We start from the raw sequence: 23,393 nt of genomic DNA on the forward strand, positions 1-23,393 counted from the left end.
GATCATTAAGATTCCATCCTAGCAAGATTTATTTTGAATACCCACATAACCAGCGCCGCTCGTTACACATATTATCAAAAAACACGAATCAATGATTTCAGAATGTCACTAGGTTAATATACCTTTTGTATATTTGATGATAAAAAAATATCGGTTGTTTTCAATTAGAAACTAGGCTTAGTGTATGTTTCTTCTCACGGACTCCAGATTTATCTTAAATTATTCTTCCTTTAAACCACTCACATTTCCCTTTAATTTATAACAAATTGATTAATATGACTAAAGCAATTCAATAGAGTTTGAATACTATAAAAATGTAATCTGCAGATTATAAAACTTTGATTTGGCAAGGAGGTGAATTTCAAATGCCTTTAACTACTGGTCCAATTGAAAACACAGGAAATTTACCAGCTGATGCTGCTAGCGTACGTATTAAAGTCCTCAATCTCACTGGAGGCTTACTTTCCGGATTAATCAGAGTTTTTAGACTGAACGGTACTAGACAATTACTATCAACGACTGCTTTTAATGTAGGCGCTAATTCTTCTACTTTTATAAATGCAAGCGTAGGAAATGCGGCTCAATATGAAGTTGAAATTGCTCCAAATCAACCTGGCGGATTATATAGCGTTTACGGATTAACAGCTTCAGGTGTTATCATTACTGCCCAAAGAGTAGTGAACTCAGAGTTAACACAGATTCTTTAACTTTAAAAGCAGATCTTAACGGTTAAGATCGTCCAACAAGTCTCTATTAAAATAATTTGTGTGACATTAAAAAGGCAGAAATGTTGTTAAATCAACGTTTCTGCCTTTCCCTATTTACTGTTCCTTAGCAAAAATCCTCTTTTAGGACAGCCCTTTTTTAAATTAGACTATTCTCACAATGATTTGAATTATATGTGAAATAATAATTAAACAACCTAAAACAATACAACCTGTTGCTACCGTACTCTTTTTATCATTTTTTTGCTTTACAAGACCAAAAATGATCAAGCTTAATCCAATCATTATAGATACTATTGATAAAATTATAAAAAACGGAGTACTAAATGATGGATTGAAAAAAATACTTTCTAATTGCATCACAATCTCTCCTTAAAGTTAGATTTGATAAATGACTGCCCATTTGCACCTTCCTTTGATTGTCCGTACTTCAAGTTAAATCGCACCCTCTTTTTCAATAGTACGAATGCGATAATCGACCTTTTACATACCAACCAAAATCAAAATTTCTTCAATCCCTGCTTTAGTTGCTGTAACATGTCTCTCCTCTTCCATATAGTCATCTCACTGCACGGTCATTAAAGTAAGTATTGGTAAACCATCACTATGCTTGTATTCACCCAATAATATATGGAAAAACATAACAGCTAAAAAAATGATAAATGCGAATTTCAAGAGTATATTCATGAATGCTAAATATTTTGTAACCTTCAGTCCCATCCCAACTGTAGATCCTAATGCCATAAAGCTGGATGCAAGGGAAATGACTACAACCATTAGTTTAAGCACGGATTCGCTCTCCTTTCATTTTGTACTTTAATAGTACGAATCGATTTTCTCTTTTTTCTTACTCATTCCTTACAAATTTATTAATTTTAAAGATGAATACATAAAAAAGACCAGGATCTCATTTAGAGAATCCTGATCATTTCAATTTAAAGATATTTTATAGTTGGTAGCCTGCTATAGAAGAATTCATTATATTAGTTTAAAACTTGTGTTTTCTTAAACATTGAAATCATCGCCACTCCTCCTAATGACACAATCCCTAAGAAAACTAATAAATATCCAATTGGAATCAAGAAGAAAGGTTCTTCTAAAGTGCCATCAGCAGCTACATTACCTCCAATGATTGCCTTTGCAAGCAAGCAGATTACTCCTAAAAGAATTGGTGTAGATGCAATTACATATTTTATTTTCATAATATATTCCTCCATTAAAGTTAGTTTATTTTCTAACGACTTATTTGTTTTATCCTGTTTTAATTTTGAATCGAAAAATCATACTAATGTGCAAAACACAATTATAAATTTCAACCAATTTGACAATTCTTACTGTTTTATGCCCCACCGCTTTCTCAACTTTCTATAAACATAATATCCAAACCCTAATCCTTAGTCAATACTTTTTTATCGAAAAACAATAAATTATTATTGTTATGCATCGCACTTAAAAATCATAGTTGGGCTAAAAGAATTCTTCACCCTGGAAAAATGAAAACTTTGGAATCCTACTATTGAATATCAAGCAACAGACCATGTACATCGAATGGACAGTAATTCGTATGAATCTGATTAGTAGTAAAGGCTGTAGGTATGTCCACAGTTGTAGAGTCCGTGGTCAAATAAGAACAAAGAAATTATTGATGATCGAATAATGCATGAAAAAATTCATAAAAACAACAGTATTAGCTCAAATTATAAAAGGAAATATCTCAGGATAGCGCTAGTGCCATTTTTACGCAAAAAAAAAAGCACTTCATCACCTTCTATAGGAGGAAAAAATGAACATAAAATTACGTCTAAAAATAATGATTTTTCTGCAGTTTTTTATTTGGGGATCGTGGCTTGTTACACTCGGCTCTTATATGATCAATACGTTGAATTTTACTGGCTCACAAGTTGGAATTGTGTATAGTTCAATTGGTCTTGCTGCCATTTTTATGCCAAGTCTTATAGGCATTATTGCCGATCGTTGGGTAAAAGCAAATATTTTATATGGAATATTACATTTTCTCGGTGCGATTACCTTATTTGTCGCTGCTCAAATTTCAGATCCAACTTTCATGTTTTGGATCATGTTCTTTAACTCAATCGTTTATATGCCAACACTTGCCTTATCGAACACAATTTCTTATGTTAGCCTAGAAAAAGAAGGGTTTGATATTGTAAAGGACTTCCCACCTATTCGTGTCTACGGGACAATTGGTTTTATACTTGCAATGTGGATTATCAGTCTTGCTAAACTTGAATTAAGTAATATTCAGCTTTTCATAGCTAGTGGAGCGTCGATGTTACTTGCACTATACTCATTTTCTCTTCCAAATTGTCCAACTTCCAATGCAATAAAGGATAAGTCGTTGGTAAGCCTTTTGGGACTTGACGCTTTTATTCTTTTTAAACAAAAAAAAATGGCATTGTTTTTCCTTTTTTCAATGCTATTAGGTGTTGCACTTCAAATTGCAAATACATTTGGTGATCCTTTTTTACACGACTTCGCATTGAACCCAGAATATAAGGATAGCTTTGCTGTTAAATACCCAGCTATTTTATTATCAGTGTCACAAATTTCAGAAGTATTCTTTATTCTGACTATTCCTTTTTTCTTACGTAGATTTGGTATTAAGAAAGTAATACTTATTAGCATGGTTGCATGGACATTACGCTTTGCATTATTTGGATACGGAAGTCCAGTCGGTGTAGGATTCTTCTTGTTATTGTTATCGATGATCGTTTACGGATGTGCATTTGATTTCTTTAATATTTCGGGGGCCATTTTTGTAGAAAAAGAAGCCGATCCTCGAATGCGGGCAAGCGCTCAAGGATTATTCAGCACAATGGTCAATGGAATCGGCGCCTATGTGGGGGCTATCTTTAGCGGAACAGTAGTTGACTATTTCACAGTTGACGGAGTAAGGAATTGGCAAAATATTTGGTTATTTTTCGGAGCCTATACGTTCGTTTTAGCCATAATTTTTGCGATCACATTTAAATATACAAATGACAGCAATGAAATGAAAATTCAAAAAAGAATATAGATTATGAATTGAATTCTTTTGTCTCTCTAACACCAATAATTTGTTCACTTTTCGAGATGTCAAGGATGTCACCACAATGCTTACTTTCAAGTACAAATAAGAGCCTTACTGTTCATTGGTATAAGGCTCTTTTACTTTAGTAGAAATACTTGCTACCTACAGTTACTTCAGGATGCTGTTAAATGGCTTTAACGCTTTCTCCACTCTCCAAAAGACATCATTTTAAATTCTTCATCAACATCTAATCTCAATGGTGTAATTAATTCTAATGAATTCCCATCTGGGTCTGAGAAATAGATCGCAGCATGCGCATGAGGATTGTTTGGTAGTACTAGAGGTTGATGTTCGGAAGTAAAACCAAATTCTGTTCGAATTTCAATTCCAATTGAATTTAACCACCCTGCTACACGCTCAAGATCTTCTTCATCAATTTTAAACGCTATATGTCGGATTGATGGATGGTATTTTAATTGGACACGATCACTTTCCCATAAACCTAACCAGCTTTCACCTTTAACTATCCAAAAGAATGCAACTTTTCCTTTTTCATATGCAAGTTCTAACCCTAACTTTTTATAAAATACAATCGAGTTTTCTAGATTACTAACTGGTAGATGTGCTTCATATAAACCTTTAATCATTTTCTATATTCTCCTATTTCATCTCTATTAATGAAATAAATATATTAAAAACACTTTCCATTTACATCAATCTTTAGTCTGAACCTTTAAAAATCCTATTAAAACAGATAATAGTGAAAAACATACTAATATAAGTAAAATCGTCACCGATACTAAAAATACTTGAGATTAATTTAACGAAAGATAGGAAAACAACTGGTATCAAAATTGCACCGAATAATCCAATACGTATCAATGAAATATTTTTTAATTTATAGAAATGAATCAATTTCATAAATCATATTTTTCAAAAGCCTAGACTACTCCTATTAAGAAAACTTGCGTTTTTAAAAATTATGCTGCTTGAATTTGTACTTGTGAAAAAGCATTCAGACGATCCACCGCTAACTTGCAGGCATTATAAATAAACGTCACCAGGTTGAAATGTAGTTTAGCTTTTCTTCCTGTTCTGTGACGGACATTGTTTAACTGAAAATATTGCTTTAGGTATGCATTTACACGTTCAACGGCTGTACGTTCCTTATAAAGTTGCTTCCATAGTTCGGAGCCTCGTGCTGGATAAGTGAATTTTCGTAAATCCGTGTCACATTTGATTTTGAAACCTTTCTGACAGAGGGAATCATCACGTAACGGACAGGTTGCACATTGCTTTGGTCTTGTGAATTTTAGTGTACGGTACTTTTCATCGAAGCTGTCGTAACGGTAGCTATGTTCACGTACACAAGTCGGTCTGAAATTCTCATCAAATCCAAGATATTCGCCTTCATTGCGGACATTATAGGGAATGACTGCACGCATTTGATACTTATGTAGTTGACGGTAAATTGGTTCATAATCATACCCTGCATCGAATATAGCGGTCGTGAAATGTTCAGGAAATTGGTTTTCTACTTTCTTTAAAAGAGGAATCGCGGCTTTACTATCTGACAAATTGGCAGATGTCATAAGGCGTCCAACGATATATTGCCCTTTTGTTGTCACGGCGAGATGACCTTTAAAGCCAAACCAAAACGTATTTTTGCCGTCACTGTTCTTTTTGATGCCCCAATTCGGTTCGATGGGCGCATCTTGCCACAGTGTCTCCAGCGGTGTGTCGAGTTGGTCCTTGATTTCTTTTTCATAAGTTGACTGATTGGCTTTGATTTCTACTTGTTTCGTCAGCCAAGCATCGCGTTCTTTTTTTGATTTCCGTCCTCGTTTTTTAAGTGGTGTAGGTTCTTTTTTCTCAGAAGGTTTCGCTGCATCGCGTGATTCGAAATGCGTGGCATCAATCGCGAGGTGCTCATCACAAAGAAACCCTTCTATAAAGGCTGTTTCAATCAATGTATCTTGCATGCAATCGAGGACATCTGATTGACTAATGACGTCGATCATACGCGAATAAGACGCTTCAGAAGGCACAACATCTGAAACAAGAAAACCACAATCTAAGCGGAATAAAGGGTCATTGACCAAACGTTTGATTAAATCCTTAATCGTTGGAATACGCTCGACAATGCGAATAATCAGTGATTGGATCATCGCACCATAGTTTAGTTCACGTGGGGCACCACGCAATGTCCTTTTTAAAAATAACTGAAAAATAGGTTGTACGTCGAAAGTGGCAAAAATCGCATCAAAACGACGGGAACTTTCCATTTCCAATAATTCTTGGATGTCAAATAGGCTCATTTGCTTTACAATAGTCATAGGGCATTCACCTCATTCAGTATGTTAGTTTCGTCGCTATCATTATACCGAATTTGGGGAGGTGCCCGTTTTTTATTGTTTCAGAACCCCTGATGCTAAAGGGATTAGAATTATGAAATTAACTCAAATATAAAAACACACCATTAATTAAAAAAATTAAAAATAAAAAAAATCCAGCTATAGATATATCCATAATTAAACAAACGACCTCCAAAATTTAGCGTCAAAAGAACTCATATAATCCATTAACAAAATAATCATATATTTTGTCATCAATAATATTTTCACCATACCCTTCAAAAAAGATTTGTTTTTCGATTTCGTTTTCAAAGACATTTGGCTTTGGTCGAATCGCTAGTGAGACATCATATCTTGGATCTCCATATGCTCCACTCCCCCAATCAATCACACCTTTGATTTTCCCGTTGGAAACCAATACGTTATCAATTGTAAAGTCTCCGTGAATGAACGTCTGCATATAATGATCTGGTCTATTCTTTATAACCTGTTCCAATAACTCCTTCGTTCCATCTACTTCATTATTCATAAGATGATTGTGTGCTTGACTTATCATTTGCTCAAGCCAGTTTTTATTAGAAATTAGTTCCTTCGGGCAAGGCGTTGAATGAATATCAGCTAAGAGTTTGCCAAAGTTAAATATTATTTCTTGCCTAGTTTCCTTATTTTTCTCATCTTTTAAAGCAAGTCGGATCGTATCACCCTGTAAGTACTCAAAAAGTGCCCAACTTTGACTATTTTGCTTTTGTTCAACAAATAGCTTTACTTTCGGAATAAGTAGTTTTGTTTCCTTGGCCAAGCAGTTTAGTACTGAAACCTCTCTTTTTAACAAAGAACAAAAACATTCACCTGTTGTTCTTTTGAGGACATAAGAGCCTTGATGATTGTGAATAATCCCAACATCCGAGGTGTATCCTTGTCTTGGAAACTTAATTGAGTTAATGATTTTTAGATATTCTCCTATTTCATCTGGTATTTCACCTATCTGTATTGGCTGCAATTAAAACCCTCCTCTGAAAAGACTTTAGTCAAATGTTTGTGGAAGTTACATTTTGCTCAGTCATGTTATTCAGCTTTCTATCTTTGTTTGTATTCTACGACTGATTCCCCCTGAAAAAATGAATAGACACTCAGATTGTTTTTCTATTATTATAAAAGATAACAACTAATTTTCGAGATAAAAATTGCACCTTAGAGAATATTTCATACACATTCGAGGGGGGATTATTTAAATGGGGAGAGTCCAACAACTTGCATCAAACTTTTATTGTATTGATACACATGATTTAAATCGGGAACAACGTACAAGCTCCTATTTGCTAATCGATGAAAAAATTGCATTAATTGAGACTTCTGCTAGTCCGTCTATACCCTATATAATAGAGGGTTTAGAGGAATTACATATTTCTCTAGAGGATATTCAATATGTAATTGTTACGCATATCCATTTAGACCATGCTGGAGGTGCGGGATTATTTTTACAAAGTTGTCCAAATGCTTCATTCGTTGTACATCCACGAGGTGTCTCTCATATGGTTGATCCTAGTCGTCTAATCGAAAGTGCAAAAAGTGTTTATACTGCCGAATTCGAACGTCTATTTGATCCAATTGTTCCTATCGATGCTGAACGTATTATAGAAATTGGACATGAGGAAGTACTGTCGTTAGGTCAACATCAGCTAACGTTTTATCATACGGAAGGACATGCAAAGCATCATGTTTCCATGCTTTATTCTGCGACAAATGGTTTGTTTGTTGGAGATACAACAGGTGTACGTTACCCAGAGATGGACGGAGAGGCCATTGATTTAATCATTCCGTCCGCTTCACCAAATCAGTACGACCCAGATACAATGGAACAATCTATTCAGCTTTATGAGAAGCTCCATGCTACAGAATTGTATTTCGGTCATTACGGAGCGTATAAAAATCCAGCTGAAGCTTATAGACAAGTGCGCTACTGGACACCGTTCTTTCTAGCAGAAGGGGAAAAGGCACTAACTGTCTCAAGTGATTTGAAAGAACAAGTACAATTTTTAGATACTCGTTTAAAGAAGCTTTTACACAACTACTTACAGGAAAATGGCATTGAAGAAAGTCATCCCGTTTATCAAAACATCCCACTCGATACAAATGTTTCGGCAATGGGGATTCTCGGTTACTTAGAGAAAAAGAATTCCAAAAATTAAAGCATCGGCAGTGTTGTATTTTAGACTTACTTGGAGAGGAGTATTCCTCTCTGTTTTTTTATGTTCTTTTTTCTTGAATTGTTACGATATGTTTAATTTCAGTAGGCATGCAAGTAAGTTCTGATTTAAAGAACTCTGGGAATAGAAAGGCATCCTTAAGATTCGAAATAGGTAACCATTCTAATCTTTCTTCCATACCTTCACTGGTGTAGCTTTCACTTTTTACTTCGACTTCACTTGATTTCATCAAATAAAAGAATGATATTTCATGAAATTGCGTTTCTCCATATGGACCACTTTGAACGGGGAAAAAGTTTTCATGAATAAACACTAAACGCTCAACTTCAAAATGCACTTTCGTTTCTTCAAAGCATTCGCGGATGATGGCTTCTTCCATCGTTTCCTGTAATTTTACTCTTCCCCCGACAGAATAGTAGTAAAGGTCACGACTATTTTTAACCATCAGCACGTTACCATCACGGAGAATTATTGCGCCCACCCTCATATTGAATACACCATCTTTAGTCGGGAATGTAATGTCTTGCTTTTGTTTATCCATCTAAATCCCTGCCTTTCAAATGTTAGCATTATCACTCTATATAGCCATCTTTTCTCGATATTGAACTGGACTACATTTGAGTTTATTCTTGATACGCTTACCGTTGTAGTAGTGAATATATCCATTAACAGCGAGCTTTAAATATTCAAAACTAGAGTAAGCTTCCCTCCCTCACCTATAAATAAGCATAGATTACACTCTATTTAATAACTTCTCATATTTTACCATACAAAAACGCCATTCATTAAAGTGCAAGACGAATATGCATACAATCTTTTTATTAAGATGCAGAACAGCTTTGTTAATATCTAAAAGGTATTGTTTTAATCATGATCGAATATAGAAAATATAGGTAATTTAAATAAATACGGGGTGAGTTAAATGAACGATGCATTTTATAGTAAACACTTTACGCTAGAGCAAATTAGTAAAAGTATCTTTGCAGCAATAGCCAAAGAAGGTAGCGGGGCTGTGGCAAATGCAGGTTTTGTGGATCTAGGAGATAAAATTATCATTTTTGATACATTTAACACACAACAAGCATCTGAAGACTTAAAACTCATAGCAGAAAAAATTACTAATCAAACCGTTACATGGGTTTTTAACAGTCATTGGCACGGCGACCATATTCGAGGCAACCAAACATTTAAAGATAGTATTATTATTTCAAGCAAAATTACACACTCAAAAATAAGAGACATGCATCCTTCTAGATTCAGTAAACAGAAAAATGATATTCAAGGCTTAAAAGACTATATTCAATCCTTAAAAGACCAGCTAAATCAAACCAACGATATCAAAATACAATATCAGATAAATTCACTGAGTGAGTTAAAAGATTCTATACCTACTTTGGAATTAGTATTACCGAACCGAACATTTAACAATGAAATAACCTTACAAGGAACCAAACGCTGTGCAAAACTTTTCACATTAGGAGGAGGTCATTCTTTTTGTGATGCTATGCTTTATATTCCGGATGAGAAAGTAATATTTATGGGGGACTTATTATCTGTGAATTGTCACCCAACGTTTTTCGAAGAGTCTGACCCTGTGAAATGGAGCAAAATTTTAAAAGAGGTTGAAAGACTAGAAATTGATGTGGCGGTACCCGGACACGGTCCAACGGGTACAAAAGAAGATATCTCAAAAATAATCAATTATATTTCTAAATTAACTTCCATTGCAGAAAAGAGCAGCTCAAATGAGAATATTGAAATCCCTGAAATCTTTAAAAAATGGAGTTCACCGGAGTTTTACCTACAAAATATAAAACGAATAAGAGAGTTGTCAAAACTTTAGTTTTTGTAGTATTGCATTTACAATATTCAAGTTTAGTAAAAGAGAAGGCTTATAATTTGGCCTCCTCTTTTATTCATTTAAATGATCCAAGACAGATCGAAAATCCTGCTCCTCCCCTATTTCTCGAAAATTCCGAAATGGATTCTCCATCTTTTTCATTCGATCAAGTACAGCTGGAATTGTAAAGAGATCTGGCGTTAACTGTTCATTGACCTCCTCCCAGTGTAATGGGGTTGCCACTAAACCCATTTCATTACCTCTAGTTGAATATGGAGCAATAATCGTCTTACCTTCTGCATGCTGTACATAATCTAAATATAATTTTTTATGCCTATTCTTCTTTAAACGCTCAATTGTATACAAGTCCGGTTTTTGCTCACATAAAAATCGACAAATAAATTCAGTAAATACTCGTACTTCTTCATAGGAAAATACATTTTCAGGTAACGGTATATATAGCTGCAACCCTTTACCTCCCGATGTTTTAACAAAAGATTGTAGCTTAAAATAATCGATAATTTCCTTTAAATCTAGCGCCCCACGAATGGCCAGTGAAAATTGCTCTACGGATGGAGGGTCTAGATCGAAAACAATCTCAGTCGGATGCTCTGTTTGCAACGTTTGGAATGGGATATGTAGCTCTAACGCAAGCTGATTGCCTAGCCACAATAATGTTTCTAGATTGTTACATACAAGATAATTAATGTCTTCTACCCTTCCCGTTGATACAAATGCAGGTATTTTCTCGGGACTACTTTTTTGATAAAAGCTTTCACCCGGAATCCCATGTGGAAACCGAATTAATGTAAGTGGCCGATTTCTCAGGAAAGGTAATAAATACGGAGAAATCATTTGTAAATAATGCAAATACCCATCCTTCGAAATACCGATTTCTGGCCAAACAGGCTTATCAGGATGCGTAATCTGAACAGTATCTGGAATCGGAAAAAGTTGACGCTGCATGTGCTGCCATTGACAATCCTCTGGCAACATCTCCAGGCGAAATGCATGGAAACGTGGTTCTCGAAGTTTGCTTCCATCAAAATCAATACATGCTATATCAACACAAATGGATGGCTCCAGTTCCCATGTTTCATTATTCCTCTGTCCATTTGCTTGAAAAAATGCAATGAGTGTTTTACGCTCTTCCTCTGACATTCCATGTTTAAAACTTACTATTTCTACTAGCTCGTCATGTTGATAAACAGAGCCGTGAAAATAACCATTTCCATGATCATATTTAGTAACTATGACCGTTACATAGCGCCAATTTTTAATTTTCACCCAATGTGTAGAGCGAGAATTCTCCATCCATTTACTCGTTTTCTTCTTTGCAACTATTCCCTCCCCATTGTAAACCTTTATAGCATGCCAAAGTGTTTCACTATGCTCCACACTGCTAATCGCTTGCAAAGGGCGTTGATCCTCATAATTGACAGTCACAGGGAGCTTTAAGATCGTAAAGAGCTTTGAAAGTTGCTGTTTACGTGTTTTTAAATATTTATTTGTCAGTGACTCGCCTTTAAAGCTTAGTAAATCAAAAGCAATATAATGAAACGGAAAGGAGCTTGCATGCGCAGCAATCACTTCTCTATTTTGCATCCTCCCTCTTTTTTGAACTAACGAAAAATCACTGTTAAAATCATTCGTTAAATAAACTAACTCACCATCAAATGTTAATGGTAAATACTTTTTAATTTTATTTAGTATACTTTTACAAAAATCGAGTATCTCCGGAAACAAGTGATTTAAGTTGTTGCCATTTCTGCTTATTAACAATGGCTGTTCGTCCCAAACTAACATACATCTAAATCCATCATATTTTGTTTCGTACAACCATTCCTCACCAATAGGCGTTTCGAGTACTTCTGTTAATAGCATTGGTTTCATTTGAATACCTACTTTGCTTTTTACCTTCAGTTTTTGACGATTTCACTTTAAGATACATAAAAATAAGTAAAATATATCATAGTAAGAAAAACGAGGTGATACAAATGCATACAGTTTGGAAAGGCAGTATCTCATTTGGTCTTGTCAATATACCGGTAAAACTACATGCCGCTACAGAAAATAAAGACATTAAATTGCGACAGCTCCATAAAGAATGTCATACACCTATTAGCTATAAAAAGGTTTGTGAAGGCTGTAACCAAGAAGTAAAAGATGAGGATATTGTTAAAGCATATGAATATGCCAAAAATAAGTTTGTCGTATTAGATCAAGAAGAGTTAGAGAACTTACGGAAGGAAAATGAAGATAAGGCCGTTGAAATCATTGATTTTGTGAAATTAACCGAAATCGATCCTATTTATTTTGAACGCACTTATTTTTTATCCCCTGATTCGACTGGCGGGAAGGCTTACTCCCTATTACGTCAAACATTAGAGCAATCCGGAAAAATAGGCGTTGCTAAAATTATGATCCGTTCAAAAGAGCAACTAGCAATTGTACGCGTTTATCAAAACGCTTTAGTAATGGAAACGATTCATTACCCTGATGAAGTTAGAAGTGTTGGTGATGTACCAAATGTTCCAAGCGAACCAAACATTGTTCCAAAAGAGCTAGAAACCGCACTGATGCTTGTCGATCAATTAACAACAGAATTTAATCCTGAAAAATATACAGATGATTATCGCAATGCTTTAATGGAGCTTATAGAAGAGAAAAAAGCTACGAATACAATATCGACTAGTGATAAACGTCCAGTACCTGATAATGTAACGGACTTAATGACAGCACTCCAAGCCTCATTAGAGAAAACGAAAAAGCCAGCAACAAGAAAACGAGCAACCAAAACGAAGAAAAATGCTTAAAATGTACATTTAAGAAGCGTATCCATTGTTTTTGGATATGCTTTTTTAAAGAATTTGCCTCTTACTAGATACGACCAATAGCTTGTCACAATACATTTCAAATTTATGATAAAAATTGGGTTTGACAATCTCTTCAAAACGGCGATTCCATTTAAGCAAGTTAATGAATATTGCAAAAGTAGGTTTGTAATTCGACTTTTCCAAACCTAGTTTTTGTAACGTAAATCTCTTTATTATTCGATAGATTCTGATGAAATACTTTGTATCTAAGAAAATAATTAAGTCGGCATTCGAAAAGCTTTGTGTTACCCAGTCTTCATTATGAACACCCTCAATAATCCACGCATTTGTAAGAATGATATTATTTAAATATGCAACTTTTTGTTGTTCGGTTCTTCTAATGTCACCGGAATTTTGCCTTAACCAAACAACATTATCTAGTTCATAATAAGGGATATTTAATTTCGCGGATAATTCTTTCGCTAAAGTTGTTTTCCCACTCCCAACAGAGCCAATGATATGTATTTTGCTCGGAAATTTCTTGTTCAAACGAACCCTCCTATCCTTTATAGTTTATTATTTTGTAGCTCATCACCAAAAGTTAGGATGGCAATTTAGTAAAAAGATTCACTATATACGTTGATCTAAGGTCCGGCTAGACGACTCCTTGGATTAGTTAAGATGAGACCCTGGAGCACAAGTGAAGCGGCTCACCGACGCGTCCAAGCTAGAAAGGAAATCAACCCTACATTTATGGTGCAAATCTAATTTGTGTGAATATTGGATTTATTATACAATATCTATTAAATAAAGTTAACGGTGAAGGAGTTAGAGGTATGTATCAAAATGAATTTAGTAGAAATTTAGAAAAATATAAAAATCCTATTGAATATGATGCACTTCATGAAAATTACAACGAGGATTTACTTTTTATTGAAAATCTTCTTAGCAAGAATAACGATACGATAATTGAATTAGCCTGTGGCACTGGTCGGTTAGCTATTCCACTAGCCAAGCAAGGCTTCAATGTTTATGCAGTAGATATCCATGAAGGGATGCTTCAATTGGCAATTGAAAAAGCGAAAAAACAAAATGTACATGTGCATTTTACTGTGCAAGATTGCACGCAACTTCAACTACCAATCACATCAAATTTTGTCTATATGACAGGAAATGCATTTCAACATTTTTTAAGTAATGAAAGCCAAAATGCTTTATTCCAATCCGTAAAAAAGCACTTACATCCAGGTGGAGAATTTGTATTTGATACGAGAAATGCTCTTCTAAATGAACTGTCTATCGTGGATGAATACGAAGAAAGTTCAGTCAATAGTAAAGGAGAAAAACTAACCATTCAGCATAAGGAAGAATATAATCCTGTCACACAAATCTTAACTTGTCGTTCTATAAATAAGCTAGAACATTCAACTTTCGAAGATTCAATTCTACTTCGCTATACATATCCAATGGAATTGAAAAGGCTATTAGAACAAAATGGGTTTGAATTATTAAATCTATACGGTTCATGGAAAAAAAGTGAATTTACGAAGGATAGTCCTTCTATGATTGTACATGCGCGATTAACAAAACAAAACCCATAACACAAACATTCGTTCTGCTTTTCTGTTATAATAAAGAAAAAACCAGGAGCTAAATAGATGATAAACATTCTTGAACGCATGGAGCATTATCGAATAGCAGGTCTTAGCCTTGTAGCGATCGAAAAAGGAAAAATCAGTAAGGCAGATTATTTTGGTGTTTCTGAAGCAGGTACCGATCATAAAATTAATGAGCACACAATTTTCAATGCTTGTTCGATTAGCAAGTTTTTAACTAGTATTTTAGTGCTGAAATTAGTAGAACAAGGGCTAGTAGACTTAGATGAAGATGTCAATCAGAAGCTAGTTTCATGGAAGGTACCTGACAATGCATTTACAAAGCATAAAAAAGTTACATTACGCAACTTACTCTGTCATCAATCCGGTATTGTAGACCCGGAAGGCAGTTTTACGACGGTAGAAACTTTCAATGACATGCCATCCATGGTTGAAATACTGAATGGTAAAACTCCTTATTGCAATACCCCTATTGAGGTAACGTATGAACCCGAAAGTGAATTTCACTATTCGGATGCAGGCTTTTGCGTCATTCATTTACTTATTGAAGACACAATGAGCAAACCATTTTCAATTCTTATGGACGAACTTATTTTCAAACCGTTAAACATGACAAACAGTATATTTTCTACCAATATTCCAACATTCAATACGGCCTATTTAGCTTGCGGTCATGATCTAAATGGTGCGTTAATTTTAGGGAAATATTCTATTTATCCATATCTTGCAGCTTGTGGTATATGGACTACTCCAAACGATTTAGCAAAATTATTACTGGATAATATGAATGGTGTCAAAGGACGAAGTAAAATTGGTATTACGACAAAACAAGTAAATGAATTGTTTCAACCTCAAGGATGTAAGGAATGGTCAGGCCTTGGTGTATTTCTGGATGGGGCTGACAAGAAACTCGAATTTTCATCTCTTGGCTGGGGTGTTGGGTTTCAATGTATGCTCGTAGCCTATCCACATCTCGAACAAGGACTTGTTATGATGACGAATGCTGATACAGGGGTGCATCAAATGAAGGGAATTATGGGAGAAATCTATCATTCGCTTTACAAATAACCGAAAAAAAGCTGGATGATTTATCTTAGGGTGACAACAACTCACGGAATAGTTTAGTTGAATGAGGAATTTCTTACTAAGCAGATTTAGTTATAATTGAAGAAACAGCAGATGGAACGCTTATCTTTAATTATTTTGGAGAAAGTCATGCAGGTTCACATATGATACATCCTTTAGAAATTGAAATAGATGGAGATCAGAAGCTTTGGAAACCTTACTGTCCGATTTTATTAAGTTATTTCTAGTTGAAGAATTAGCGATTGATTCAACATAATATATAAAGATCAATTTACTTTGCCAGACAGTCAATACACGGACTCTATCTATTATGAAGAATTTGATCATGACAAAGTAACGAAAGAAAAAAAGCAAACATGGGAAGAGCCTCTACAACAAATAACGTTGATTTGGGAGAGTTAAAGAGGAACTGATTTGTATCAAATAGGGCGAGAAAATCAGAAAGAATATGTCACAGTTAGTTTAGTAAGGGATAATCTTTTTAAATCGATTGCTTCACAATAAATACAAAAAAGAGAAATTGCGCTGTGCAATTTCTCTTTTTTGCTTGAACTGAAAATAATTATAACTCATCCTCGGTAACTTCATTATTATTTTTATTACCATTTCCATTACCATTGCCATTACCATTGCCATTGCCGTTTCCATTGCCGTTTCCATTGCCGTTGCCATTGCCGTTTCCATTGCCGTTGCCATTTCCATTTCCGTTGTCATTCCCTGGCTTTACAACCAACACATCAAATGTTAGTGTATGCTCACCATACGTTACCGTAACCGTCGTATTACCTTGACCTTTTCCTTTTACAGCCCCTGCTTTTACAGTAGCTATTTTATCATTCGCTACTTCGTAGGTTGCAAGATTTGTAACATCTTTTTCTGTTGTTTTACCATCAAAAGTAGTTACTTCAGTAATCTTAACTGGAACTTCTTTACCTATTCTAGTTTCAACCTGAGCTTGATCAATTTCTAGTGTTACTATTGGTTTTTCTATAACAGGTGCTTTAACTGTAACATTTAAAGTAACTTTATTATCACCGTATGAAATAGTAATTGTAGTTGTGCCCTCACCTACTGCAGTTACTAATCCATTTACTATTGTTGCAACATTTTCATTTCCAACAACATAAGTAGCTTTTGAAGTTACGTCTTGCTTTGTTGCATCACCTTCTGCAGGCGTTGTCGTTTCTGTTACCGTAAGTTGTGCAGTTTCTCCAGCTGTTAGGTTTAGCTCAGTTGGATTTACTGAAAGTGTTACTACTGGTTCTACTACTTCTTTTTCATATATCTTCGCTTCACCAACATTCCCGGCAGCGTCTTTAATTATTACTGATACAGCATTAGTTTCTGCTGTTACTGGGAATGTGAAGCTACCATCTTGATTTAATTCAAAAGCAACTGGAGCTTGTACTTCGCCATTTACCGTCGAAATATAGGAAGCTTTTAATTTATCATTTAAATTGTAATTTAAACCATATGAATATAACTCTTCATTGTAGTCGATATACTTATCTGTTACCTGTCCTGTAGCGACACCTTTAGCTACTGAACCAGTAATTTCTGGTTTCGTCGTTTTCACGATAATTGGTCCAACATAATCGGAAACTACTCCTGATGCTGCAAGACCGGTGAAGTCAATTGTATACAGACCATCTGGAATCTTTGTGGCAGATGCTGTCCCCCATGGTTTGTACTGCCCACCAACCTTCAGCGTATAAGAGCCTTTTCCTAGTGAAGTACCTGCATGTAGATAACCAATGTAGCCGTCTCCGTATTCTCCACCTTTAGGATTCATAATATCCCAAAGCTCGATATAGTTAGTTGTTACATCTCCAGTTAATGTAAATGAAAGTACAGCTGAGTCTTTTACTCCATCTCCGTTAAAGGATAGGTCTGTTTCTGTAATCTTGAAATCTTTAATTTCAGTTGCTGCCGCGCCGCCAAAGTCAGCTGCGAATGGCAATGAAATTTCTGTATCTCCACCGCTGATGTCAATATATCCCAGTATTTCAGAGCCGTTTGGTGCTGTAGCTTGTGAAGCCGTTAATGTAATATTTAAAAGTTGCTCACCATCTAGATTAAATGTCGGCTGATCTACTGTAACAGTTGCATCACCAAAAGTTTTTGTTACATCTATTGATACGTTATAATTGCCGCCGTTCCCTTTAATATCTTTTACTAAAACTTGTTTTGTTACAGAAATATCTCGGTCTTTAAGCGATTGTGGACCGAAAGTAACTGTACCTTTCAAGTTTTCTGTAACTACACCAGTTCCATCTAAAATTGCGCTATCAAGTGCATAGGCAAGAATTTCTGGATGAGCTGCTGCATAAGGATCTACACGACCTGCACCTTGAGAAAACACATCGTATTTGGTTTTATCTATAACCTTTGCTGTATTAGAAAGCGCCACTTTTACATCGAACGCATTCCAATCCGGATTTGCTTGTTTAACTAATGCTGCAATACCTGCAATATGCGGTGTTGCCATAGAAGTTCCTGTTTTACGACCATATGCTTCCCCATAATCTGCATTAGGGAAATCTTTTTTATACATTGGAATCGTTGACATAATATTTGTTCCAGGTGCACTTACATCTGGTTTAATATCAAAGTTTGGTGTAGATGGTCCACGTGAACTTGAAGAGTTTACATCATCCCCTAGTGTCTTTGTGGAAGCAAATTTACTAAAGCTTACTTTTCCGGTTCCGCCTGCTAATGCAGCGCGAATTGCATCGCCATCCGTTTGGGACATATCAAATGTTGGCAGAAATTCAAAAGAATCACCAAGGAATGTACCTGAAATGTTCGGTGCATTCGTTCCACCGGCAAAGTTATGAATAATTGTTGCGACTGCTCCATTTGCCTTTGCATTCGCAATTTTATCAACGAATGCGATACTGCCACGAGAAATCAATGCCACTTTACCTCGTACATCAATTCCTTCATAGTCTTTTACTTCTCCGTTTCCAGGAACAGCAACTAGGTCAAATTCTCCTTGAAGCTGTGTTGCTAAATTTTTCGCAAAGGTCGTTCCCATTAATGGAAGCTGCTTTTTTAAGTTGTAGTTGCCAACTGTAACATTCACTTCACCGTTATACATTGTTTCAGGGTTTGTTGTGTTACCAACAGCAATTCCTAAACGAGCGGTTGCAGGCGTGCCCATTGTTCCGCGATTTGGACCATCGTTCCCTGTTGCAAGTACTCCGATTGTTCCAGCCATCATTGCATTATTAATAGCAAATGAACCAGCATCCGTTTCAGAGTTAGCTCCCCCGCCAAGTGAAAGGTTGATAATGTCCATTTTTTCGATTACAGCAGTTTCAATTGCTTTCACAATACCAGATGTAGATCCACTTCCGTATGCTCCAAGAACACGGTAAGCATAAAGGTCTACCTTTGGAGCAATTCCTTTAATACCAAATTCGTTAGCTCCGATTGCTGCAATTGTTCCAGCAACATGTGTACCGTGAGAAGTATAGAACGCGCTTCCCTTTTCATTAAATTCAGGTGTCCCGACTGGACGCTCCGAAGGCAATGTTTCCGATGCATCGTCATCTGCCCGAGGCTTCGTGTAAGTTGCTGAATTCGGAATGAAGTTCTTTCCACCTTTATAAATTCCGGCAAACTCAGGGTGATCTACATCAATACCCGTATCTAATACTGCTACTTTTATTCCTTGTCCTTCAAGTCCTTCCTTCCAAAGCTGTTCGATGCCAAGGAAAGAATTACTTGTATTCATTTGAGCTTCTAATTGATCTTCTTTAATAAGTTCCGATGATTTCTTTGTATTATCTTCTGATGCGTAAACAATTGCATCAGGTTCGATTAATGTAATTCCTTCTACTGTAAGCAGTTTCGGGAGATCATTTGCTTTCACAGTTGCCGCAAAACCGTTTAAAACAGTATCAAATGTGTATCCTTGAGTCATCTGAACTTTTTTAGCAGCTAACTCTTGTTTAACCTCTGCTTGTTGTGCTTTTACATTTGAACGAACTTCATTTGCTCGAGCATTAGAGAATTTTTTGCCTTTGACTTGGCTCATTCCTTGCTCTAGTGCCACAGGCATTTCAGATAAATGAACGATGACTGCAACATCTTGATTGCCTGATACATTTTGTAAGCTTTCGTGAAGAGTTGGACCATCTTTAGACAAGCTTAGCTGTTCAGCGATGGCCGCCTTTAGTTGAATTATACTTTCACTTTGACTATCCTGCTTAAATGGTTTCGATTCTTCAGCACTAGCGCTCGACAATGGAACCAATAGAGAAAGCACCATAACGAAAGCTAGAATACTACTTAAGAACTTCGTAAACTTAAACTTTTTCAAATCTCATTTCCCCCTTCTGCTTTTAGTTGTCGCACTTTTCAGTATAGTGCGATATTTCAAATTTATCACAAAATTACCAATACTAATATCGGAATATTTAAACATTTTAAAATATTGATAATTAGTATCAGTTTATCAAATATAGATTAAATCTATCTTCCTAGTAATTTTAAAAAAAGTAGAACTTTCATATGAGAAATGACTTACAGTAATTCATTAATTTTTTCAATTAATCCTATCAAGGCAAGAGTTGTAGGTGCAATCGCCGGTGTAGTTGCTGATAGAAAATTAGGAGGGTAGTAAGAGGCTTGATTGGAGGTGAATCGATTTAGTATGTGATCCGGGAAATTAAAATAACTGGTGATTATTAAAAAAATCGCCAGTTAATAGGTTGTGATGAATCATATCAAAAGCTATTAGTGTTATTGTAAATAAATGATAAAGTTTATTCTTTCGAAAATGCTTATTTTTTGATGAGAAATAACTACATTATGATGAACCTAATTAGTTAGAGATTGGTGATTGAGAAAATATATATAGCTCTACGTGTAAAAAAGCTCTAAATTCTGTAACATAATTAAATTCTAGAAGTTATATATGTGAGGGAGGTGAAAAGAATGGACTTTGAGGAGATCTATCTATTCCATACCCTTATATAAATCATCAAGCCTCTTTCATGACCATATAATGCATTTGCACCATTTGTCCATAGCGAGTCGTATGGATTAACTTCAAATCTTGAAATGGATTATTATACTTAAACAGCGGAATGCCAGTACCTAATAGATGTGGTGTGATTGTAATTATCAGTTCATCTATTAACTGTTCCTTCATAAATGCATCAAGTATGTCAGCTCCACCAACCATCCAAATTTTCGAGCCTTCCTGTTCCCTTAATTTTTTCGAAAACGCTACGACATCCTCATTCACAAACTCAACATGTTCGTTTTTACCTCTTAATGAAGTCGAGAAAACATAACATTTCTTATCGGGATATGGAAAAGTCTCCGAGTGCTCTATAACGTAATCATACGTTCTTTTCCCCATAATAATGGTATCGATGGCTTGATACATGTCGGAATAGCCAGCATCCCCTTCCACCTCTGCCTCTTCCAGCCATTGTAAATCATCATTTTCTTTCGCAATAAATCCATCCACACTAGTCGCAACATATAAAATGATTTCTCGAGACATATCGTCATCTCCCTTTCTCTTTTGAAAAACTCATGAACACTATCTATAATAAACCTAAAACATGACAATTACTGGCATGATTAAATGAAAAAAGGTGAGAAAATGTCAAAAGCAAAACGTTTATTAGATATTCTTCTATTTGTTAGCGCAAAAAAGAAATTTACTGCACAGGAAGTTGCTGATGAATTCAATATATCGATTCGCACTGTTCATCGATATATTTTAGATTTAAGCGATATGGGCTTGCCTATTTACGCAGAACAAGGACGAAACGGTGGCTATACTGTCCTAACGAGCAGACTTCTTCCCCCTATTTTATTTACAGAAGATGAGGTAGTTTCGATTTTCTTTGCGTTTCAATCACTGCACTATTACCGTGATTTACCTTTTAATACGGAAATTAAATCCGCTTCTCATAAGCTTTATAGCTCACTTCAAGAGGAAGCGAAGCGTAAAGTAGATAAACTTCAATCCTATATCGCCTTTTGGAATCCTAAAAGAGCAATTGAAACACCTTTATTGAAAGTTGCTTTAGTGGCAGCCATAGAAAATAATAATCTTTATATTCAATATGAATCCAAATCAGGTACTACTACGAAACATATTCATCCACTAGGTGTTTATGCACATGATGCGTTATGGTATATGCCTGCCTTTGATTTCACTAAACAAAAAATATTACTATTTCGTGTAGATCGTATTCTTTCTATCGTAGAAAGTGAAGAAAACAAAGAAAAATTCTTAAATTTGGAGGAGTGGTTTGGCAGTCCATATGAAACTAAACAACCCATTCGTTTACACGTTTTATTATCAAGGGAAGGTGTAAGACAATGTAAAAGCGATCCAAGCCTGGGGGATTTTGTCGTCATAACACAAGACGGCACAGGCTATATTGATTCCATCATAGACAAAGGTGAGCTTAATTTTATCAGCCCCCTCTTTTACCGACTTGGTGTGCATGCTCAAATTGTAGAACCTAAAGAATTAATCAATATTTTACGACAGCAGGCAAAAGACATTCTATCTCTGTATCAAGAAAATGATTAATGTTATATGACGATTTTGTAAGATTGGCGTAACATTCATCGTTACTACTTTATGGATAATTTCCTTATACTTTGTAAGTGAGGAGGAGATAACATGCAACCAATTGAATTAAATAAACGAATTGATACATTAGATTATTTAAGGGGATTTGCTTTATTAGGAATTATTTTAGTAAATATCCCAGCATTATTGTGGATTAATCCACCAGAAACATCTATAGATATTGCATACAATAGATTTTTAACACTTTTTGTGGAAGGAAAGTTTTTCTCCATTTTTTCATTTTTATTTGGTGTAGGTTTTTATATTTTTATATCTCGTGCAATGGCTAAAAATAATAACGCAAATCTTTTATTTATTAGAAGAATGATTATCTTATTGTTAATCGGGCTTGTACATTTTTATTTCCAACCTGGAGAAGCATTAACCGTCTATGCAATTTTTGGCTTAATAGCGTTACCATTTTACAAAGTTCGTAAAGAAATAAACGTAACTATAGGACTTATATTGTTAGCTGTGACAGCTTTTTATGGCATCAAAATTGCTATGCCATTTCCACTTATTTTACTGGGATTAGCTGCGGGACAGTATCAAATTTTTGAAAAGATCAACGACAATCGTAAAAGCATATTTATCTTTACAATTATAATGTTCTTTATTAGCATCGGGGGCTTGCTGTATCAATGGCATTATGTCCCAGAGGCAATGGTGAATGTTGACAATTTGACAAAAGTTGAATTTACAGAACATGTGACAAACATTGAGAAATTTTCATTAATCGGGCTTCAATTTAGCCCATTTGTATCTGCATTTTATGTGGGATTATTAATACTTTTACTGCAACACCCTGTATGTCAGTCTTTGCTTTCACCGTTAAAAAACTATGGCCGAATGGCATTAACAAATTATTTAGGACAAACAGCGCTAATCTTACTAATCGGCAATGCTTTTCACCTGATAGGCAACATTCGTTTTATCCAATCTCTTTGGATTTGCATAGGCATTTACATTTTTCAATTATTATTTAGCGAAATTTGGCTGAAATTCTTTAGATTTGGTCCATTTGAATGGCTGTGGCGAATGGGCACGTACTTGACAATACCATCATTACGTAATAGTTCAAAAAAATAGAATGAAGAATGGCATAGAC

General features: G+C 35.3%; 20 protein-coding genes and 1 pseudogene. 9 read left to right on the forward strand and 12 right to left on the reverse strand.

Features of this window, described 5'->3' with window-relative positions:
* Window positions 1-365 precede the first annotated feature (365 nt).
* Complete coding sequence (locus AB9L17_RS13020; protein ID WP_375199214.1) at window positions 366-707, forward strand: ATPase; 342 nt, start codon at window positions 366-368, stop codon at window positions 705-707.
* Window positions 708-869: 162 nt separating this feature from the next.
* Here the strand turns inward: AB9L17_RS13020 and AB9L17_RS13025 are convergent, their stop codons facing one another.
* The 3 genes from AB9L17_RS13025 to AB9L17_RS13035 all read right to left on the reverse strand — a co-directional run bounded on the left by AB9L17_RS13025 (window position 870) and on the right by AB9L17_RS13035 (window position 1,927).
* Window positions 870-1,085 carry a hypothetical protein gene (locus AB9L17_RS13025; protein ID WP_068984370.1) on the reverse strand — a complete coding sequence of 72 codons (216 nt, stop codon included), beginning with the start codon at window positions 1,083-1,085 and terminating at the stop codon, window positions 870-872.
* A 204-nt stretch (window positions 1,086-1,289) separates the two neighbouring features.
* Window positions 1,290-1,514 carry a hypothetical protein gene (locus tag AB9L17_RS13030; protein ID WP_068984371.1) on the reverse strand — a complete coding sequence of 75 codons (225 nt, stop codon included), beginning with the start codon at window positions 1,512-1,514 and terminating at the stop codon, window positions 1,290-1,292.
* A gap of 194 nt (window positions 1,515-1,708) precedes the next feature.
* The gene (locus AB9L17_RS13035; RefSeq protein ID WP_068984372.1) at window positions 1,709-1,927 is read right to left on the reverse strand and encodes a DUF3955 domain-containing protein; all 219 of its coding nucleotides are present in this window, start codon (window positions 1,925-1,927) and stop codon (window positions 1,709-1,711) included.
* Between the two features lie 581 nt (window positions 1,928-2,508).
* Here AB9L17_RS13035 and AB9L17_RS13040 point away from each other — a divergent pair.
* Complete coding sequence (locus tag AB9L17_RS13040; RefSeq protein WP_068984373.1) at window positions 2,509-3,762, forward strand: nucleoside permease; 1,254 nt, start codon at window positions 2,509-2,511, stop codon at window positions 3,760-3,762.
* A 188-nt stretch (window positions 3,763-3,950) separates the two neighbouring features.
* Here the strand turns inward: AB9L17_RS13040 and AB9L17_RS13045 are convergent, their stop codons facing one another.
* From AB9L17_RS13045 to AB9L17_RS13055, 3 genes are all read right to left on the reverse strand, one after another.
* A complete protein-coding gene (locus tag AB9L17_RS13045) occupies window positions 3,951-4,403 on the reverse strand; it encodes a VOC family protein (RefSeq protein WP_068984374.1) in 453 nt (150 codons plus the stop codon).
* Between the two features lie 333 nt (window positions 4,404-4,736).
* Complete coding sequence (locus AB9L17_RS13050; protein ID WP_375199215.1) at window positions 4,737-6,092, reverse strand: transposase; 1,356 nt, start codon at window positions 6,090-6,092, stop codon at window positions 4,737-4,739.
* Window positions 6,093-6,315: 223 nt separating this feature from the next.
* Window positions 6,316-7,110 (reverse strand): phosphotransferase family protein, encoded by a 795-nt coding sequence (locus tag AB9L17_RS13055; protein ID WP_068984376.1) that lies wholly within the window; start codon window positions 7,108-7,110, stop codon window positions 6,316-6,318.
* A gap of 232 nt (window positions 7,111-7,342) precedes the next feature.
* On the opposite strand from AB9L17_RS13055, the gene AB9L17_RS13060 reads away from it, so the two are divergent.
* Window positions 7,343-8,299, forward strand: a complete 957-nt coding sequence (locus AB9L17_RS13060) for an MBL fold metallo-hydrolase (RefSeq protein WP_068984377.1) — start codon at window positions 7,343-7,345, stop codon at window positions 8,297-8,299.
* Between the two features lie 58 nt (window positions 8,300-8,357).
* Here AB9L17_RS13060 and AB9L17_RS13065 read toward each other — a convergent pair whose 3' ends face one another.
* A complete protein-coding gene (locus tag AB9L17_RS13065) occupies window positions 8,358-8,858 on the reverse strand; it encodes an NUDIX hydrolase (protein WP_223554235.1) in 501 nt (166 codons plus the stop codon).
* A gap of 36 nt (window positions 8,859-8,894) precedes the next feature.
* Window positions 8,895-9,011 (reverse strand): annotated as a pseudogene (locus tag AB9L17_RS13070) (IS3 family transposase); the annotation flags it as partial.
* A gap of 228 nt (window positions 9,012-9,239) precedes the next feature.
* Between AB9L17_RS13070 and AB9L17_RS13075 the strand changes: the two are divergent.
* On the forward strand, window positions 9,240-10,160 hold the full coding sequence (locus AB9L17_RS13075) for an MBL fold metallo-hydrolase (protein WP_068984379.1): 921 nt from the start codon (window positions 9,240-9,242) through the stop codon (window positions 10,158-10,160).
* A 69-nt stretch (window positions 10,161-10,229) separates the two neighbouring features.
* Here the strand turns inward: AB9L17_RS13075 and AB9L17_RS13080 are convergent, their stop codons facing one another.
* On the reverse strand, window positions 10,230-12,050 hold the full coding sequence (locus tag AB9L17_RS13080; protein ID WP_068984380.1) for a DNA ligase D: 1,821 nt from the start codon (window positions 12,048-12,050) through the stop codon (window positions 10,230-10,232).
* A gap of 104 nt (window positions 12,051-12,154) precedes the next feature.
* Between AB9L17_RS13080 and AB9L17_RS13085 the strand changes: the two genes are divergently transcribed.
* A complete protein-coding gene (locus AB9L17_RS13085; protein WP_068984381.1) occupies window positions 12,155-12,973 on the forward strand; it encodes a Ku protein in 819 nt (272 codons plus the stop codon).
* A gap of 45 nt (window positions 12,974-13,018) precedes the next feature.
* On the opposite strand, the gene AB9L17_RS13090 is transcribed toward AB9L17_RS13085, so the two are convergent.
* A complete protein-coding gene (locus tag AB9L17_RS13090) occupies window positions 13,019-13,522 on the reverse strand; it encodes an AAA family ATPase (RefSeq protein WP_068984382.1) in 504 nt (167 codons plus the stop codon).
* A gap of 287 nt (window positions 13,523-13,809) precedes the next feature.
* Here AB9L17_RS13090 and AB9L17_RS13095 point away from each other — a divergent pair, with 287 nt between their 5' ends.
* A complete protein-coding gene (locus tag AB9L17_RS13095; RefSeq protein WP_375199216.1) occupies window positions 13,810-14,574 on the forward strand; it encodes a class I SAM-dependent methyltransferase in 765 nt (254 codons plus the stop codon).
* Between the two features lie 57 nt (window positions 14,575-14,631).
* Window positions 14,632-15,657 (forward strand): serine hydrolase domain-containing protein, encoded by a 1,026-nt coding sequence (locus AB9L17_RS13100; RefSeq protein ID WP_175401723.1) that lies wholly within the window; start codon window positions 14,632-14,634, stop codon window positions 15,655-15,657.
* Window positions 15,658-16,237: 580 nt separating this feature from the next.
* Here the strand turns inward: AB9L17_RS13100 and AB9L17_RS13105 are convergent.
* Both AB9L17_RS13105 and AB9L17_RS13110 read right to left on the reverse strand, forming a co-directional pair.
* Window positions 16,238-20,002: a S8 family serine peptidase gene (locus AB9L17_RS13105; RefSeq protein WP_375199217.1), complete on the reverse strand. Its 3,765-nt coding sequence runs from the start codon at window positions 20,000-20,002 to the stop codon at window positions 16,238-16,240.
* 663 nt (window positions 20,003-20,665) lie between these two features.
* Window positions 20,666-21,196 carry a dihydrofolate reductase family protein gene (locus tag AB9L17_RS13110; protein WP_223554245.1) on the reverse strand — a complete coding sequence of 177 codons (531 nt, stop codon included), beginning with the start codon at window positions 21,194-21,196 and terminating at the stop codon, window positions 20,666-20,668.
* 102 nt (window positions 21,197-21,298) lie between these two features.
* On the opposite strand from AB9L17_RS13110, the gene AB9L17_RS13115 reads away from it, so the two are divergent.
* A complete protein-coding gene (locus AB9L17_RS13115) occupies window positions 21,299-22,243 on the forward strand; it encodes a helix-turn-helix transcriptional regulator (protein WP_223554247.1) in 945 nt (314 codons plus the stop codon).
* A gap of 93 nt (window positions 22,244-22,336) precedes the next feature.
* Window positions 22,337-23,374 carry a DUF418 domain-containing protein gene (locus AB9L17_RS13120; protein WP_223554249.1) on the forward strand — a complete coding sequence of 346 codons (1,038 nt, stop codon included), beginning with the start codon at window positions 22,337-22,339 and terminating at the stop codon, window positions 23,372-23,374.
* Window positions 23,375-23,393 lie beyond the last annotated feature (19 nt).

The sequence above is a fragment of the Lysinibacillus sp. RS11 genome, from assembly GCF_042019215.1.
Taxonomy (GTDB): Bacteria; Bacillota; Bacilli; order Bacillales_A; family Planococcaceae; genus Lysinibacillus; species Lysinibacillus xylanilyticus_A.

Bases quoted from the DNA above. Each gene is read 5' to 3' on its own strand.
- AB9L17_RS13120 (WP_223554249.1), top strand. From the start codon at position 22,337: ATGCAACCAATTGAATTAAATAAACGAATTGATACATTAGATTATTTA.
- AB9L17_RS13045 (WP_068984374.1), bottom strand. From the start codon at position 4,403: ATGATTAAAGGTTTATATGAAGCACATCTACCAGTTAGTAATCTAGAA.
- AB9L17_RS13040 (WP_068984373.1), top strand. From the start codon at position 2,509: ATGAACATAAAATTACGTCTAAAAATAATGATTTTTCTGCAGTTTTTT.
- AB9L17_RS13110 (WP_223554245.1), bottom strand. From the start codon at position 21,196: ATGTCTCGAGAAATCATTTTATATGTTGCGACTAGTGTGGATGGATTT.
- AB9L17_RS13085 (WP_068984381.1), top strand. From the start codon at position 12,155: ATGCATACAGTTTGGAAAGGCAGTATCTCATTTGGTCTTGTCAATATA.
- AB9L17_RS13050 (WP_375199215.1), bottom strand. From the start codon at position 6,092: ATGACTATTGTAAAGCAAATGAGCCTATTTGACATCCAAGAATTATTG.
- AB9L17_RS13060 (WP_068984377.1), top strand. From the start codon at position 7,343: ATGGGGAGAGTCCAACAACTTGCATCAAACTTTTATTGTATTGATACA.
- AB9L17_RS13100 (WP_175401723.1), top strand. From the start codon at position 14,632: ATGATAAACATTCTTGAACGCATGGAGCATTATCGAATAGCAGGTCTT.
- AB9L17_RS13095 (WP_375199216.1), top strand. From the start codon at position 13,810: ATGTATCAAAATGAATTTAGTAGAAATTTAGAAAAATATAAAAATCCT.
- AB9L17_RS13035 (WP_068984372.1), bottom strand. From the start codon at position 1,927: ATGAAAATAAAATATGTAATTGCATCTACACCAATTCTTTTAGGAGTA.
- AB9L17_RS13080 (WP_068984380.1), bottom strand. From the start codon at position 12,050: ATGAAACCAATGCTATTAACAGAAGTACTCGAAACGCCTATTGGTGAG.
- AB9L17_RS13115 (WP_223554247.1), top strand. From the start codon at position 21,299: ATGTCAAAAGCAAAACGTTTATTAGATATTCTTCTATTTGTTAGCGCA.
- AB9L17_RS13075 (WP_068984379.1), top strand. From the start codon at position 9,240: ATGAACGATGCATTTTATAGTAAACACTTTACGCTAGAGCAAATTAGT.
- AB9L17_RS13065 (WP_223554235.1), bottom strand. From the start codon at position 8,858: ATGGATAAACAAAAGCAAGACATTACATTCCCGACTAAAGATGGTGTA.
- AB9L17_RS13020 (WP_375199214.1), top strand. From the start codon at position 366: ATGCCTTTAACTACTGGTCCAATTGAAAACACAGGAAATTTACCAGCT.
- AB9L17_RS13025 (WP_068984370.1), bottom strand. From the start codon at position 1,085: ATGCAATTAGAAAGTATTTTTTTCAATCCATCATTTAGTACTCCGTTT.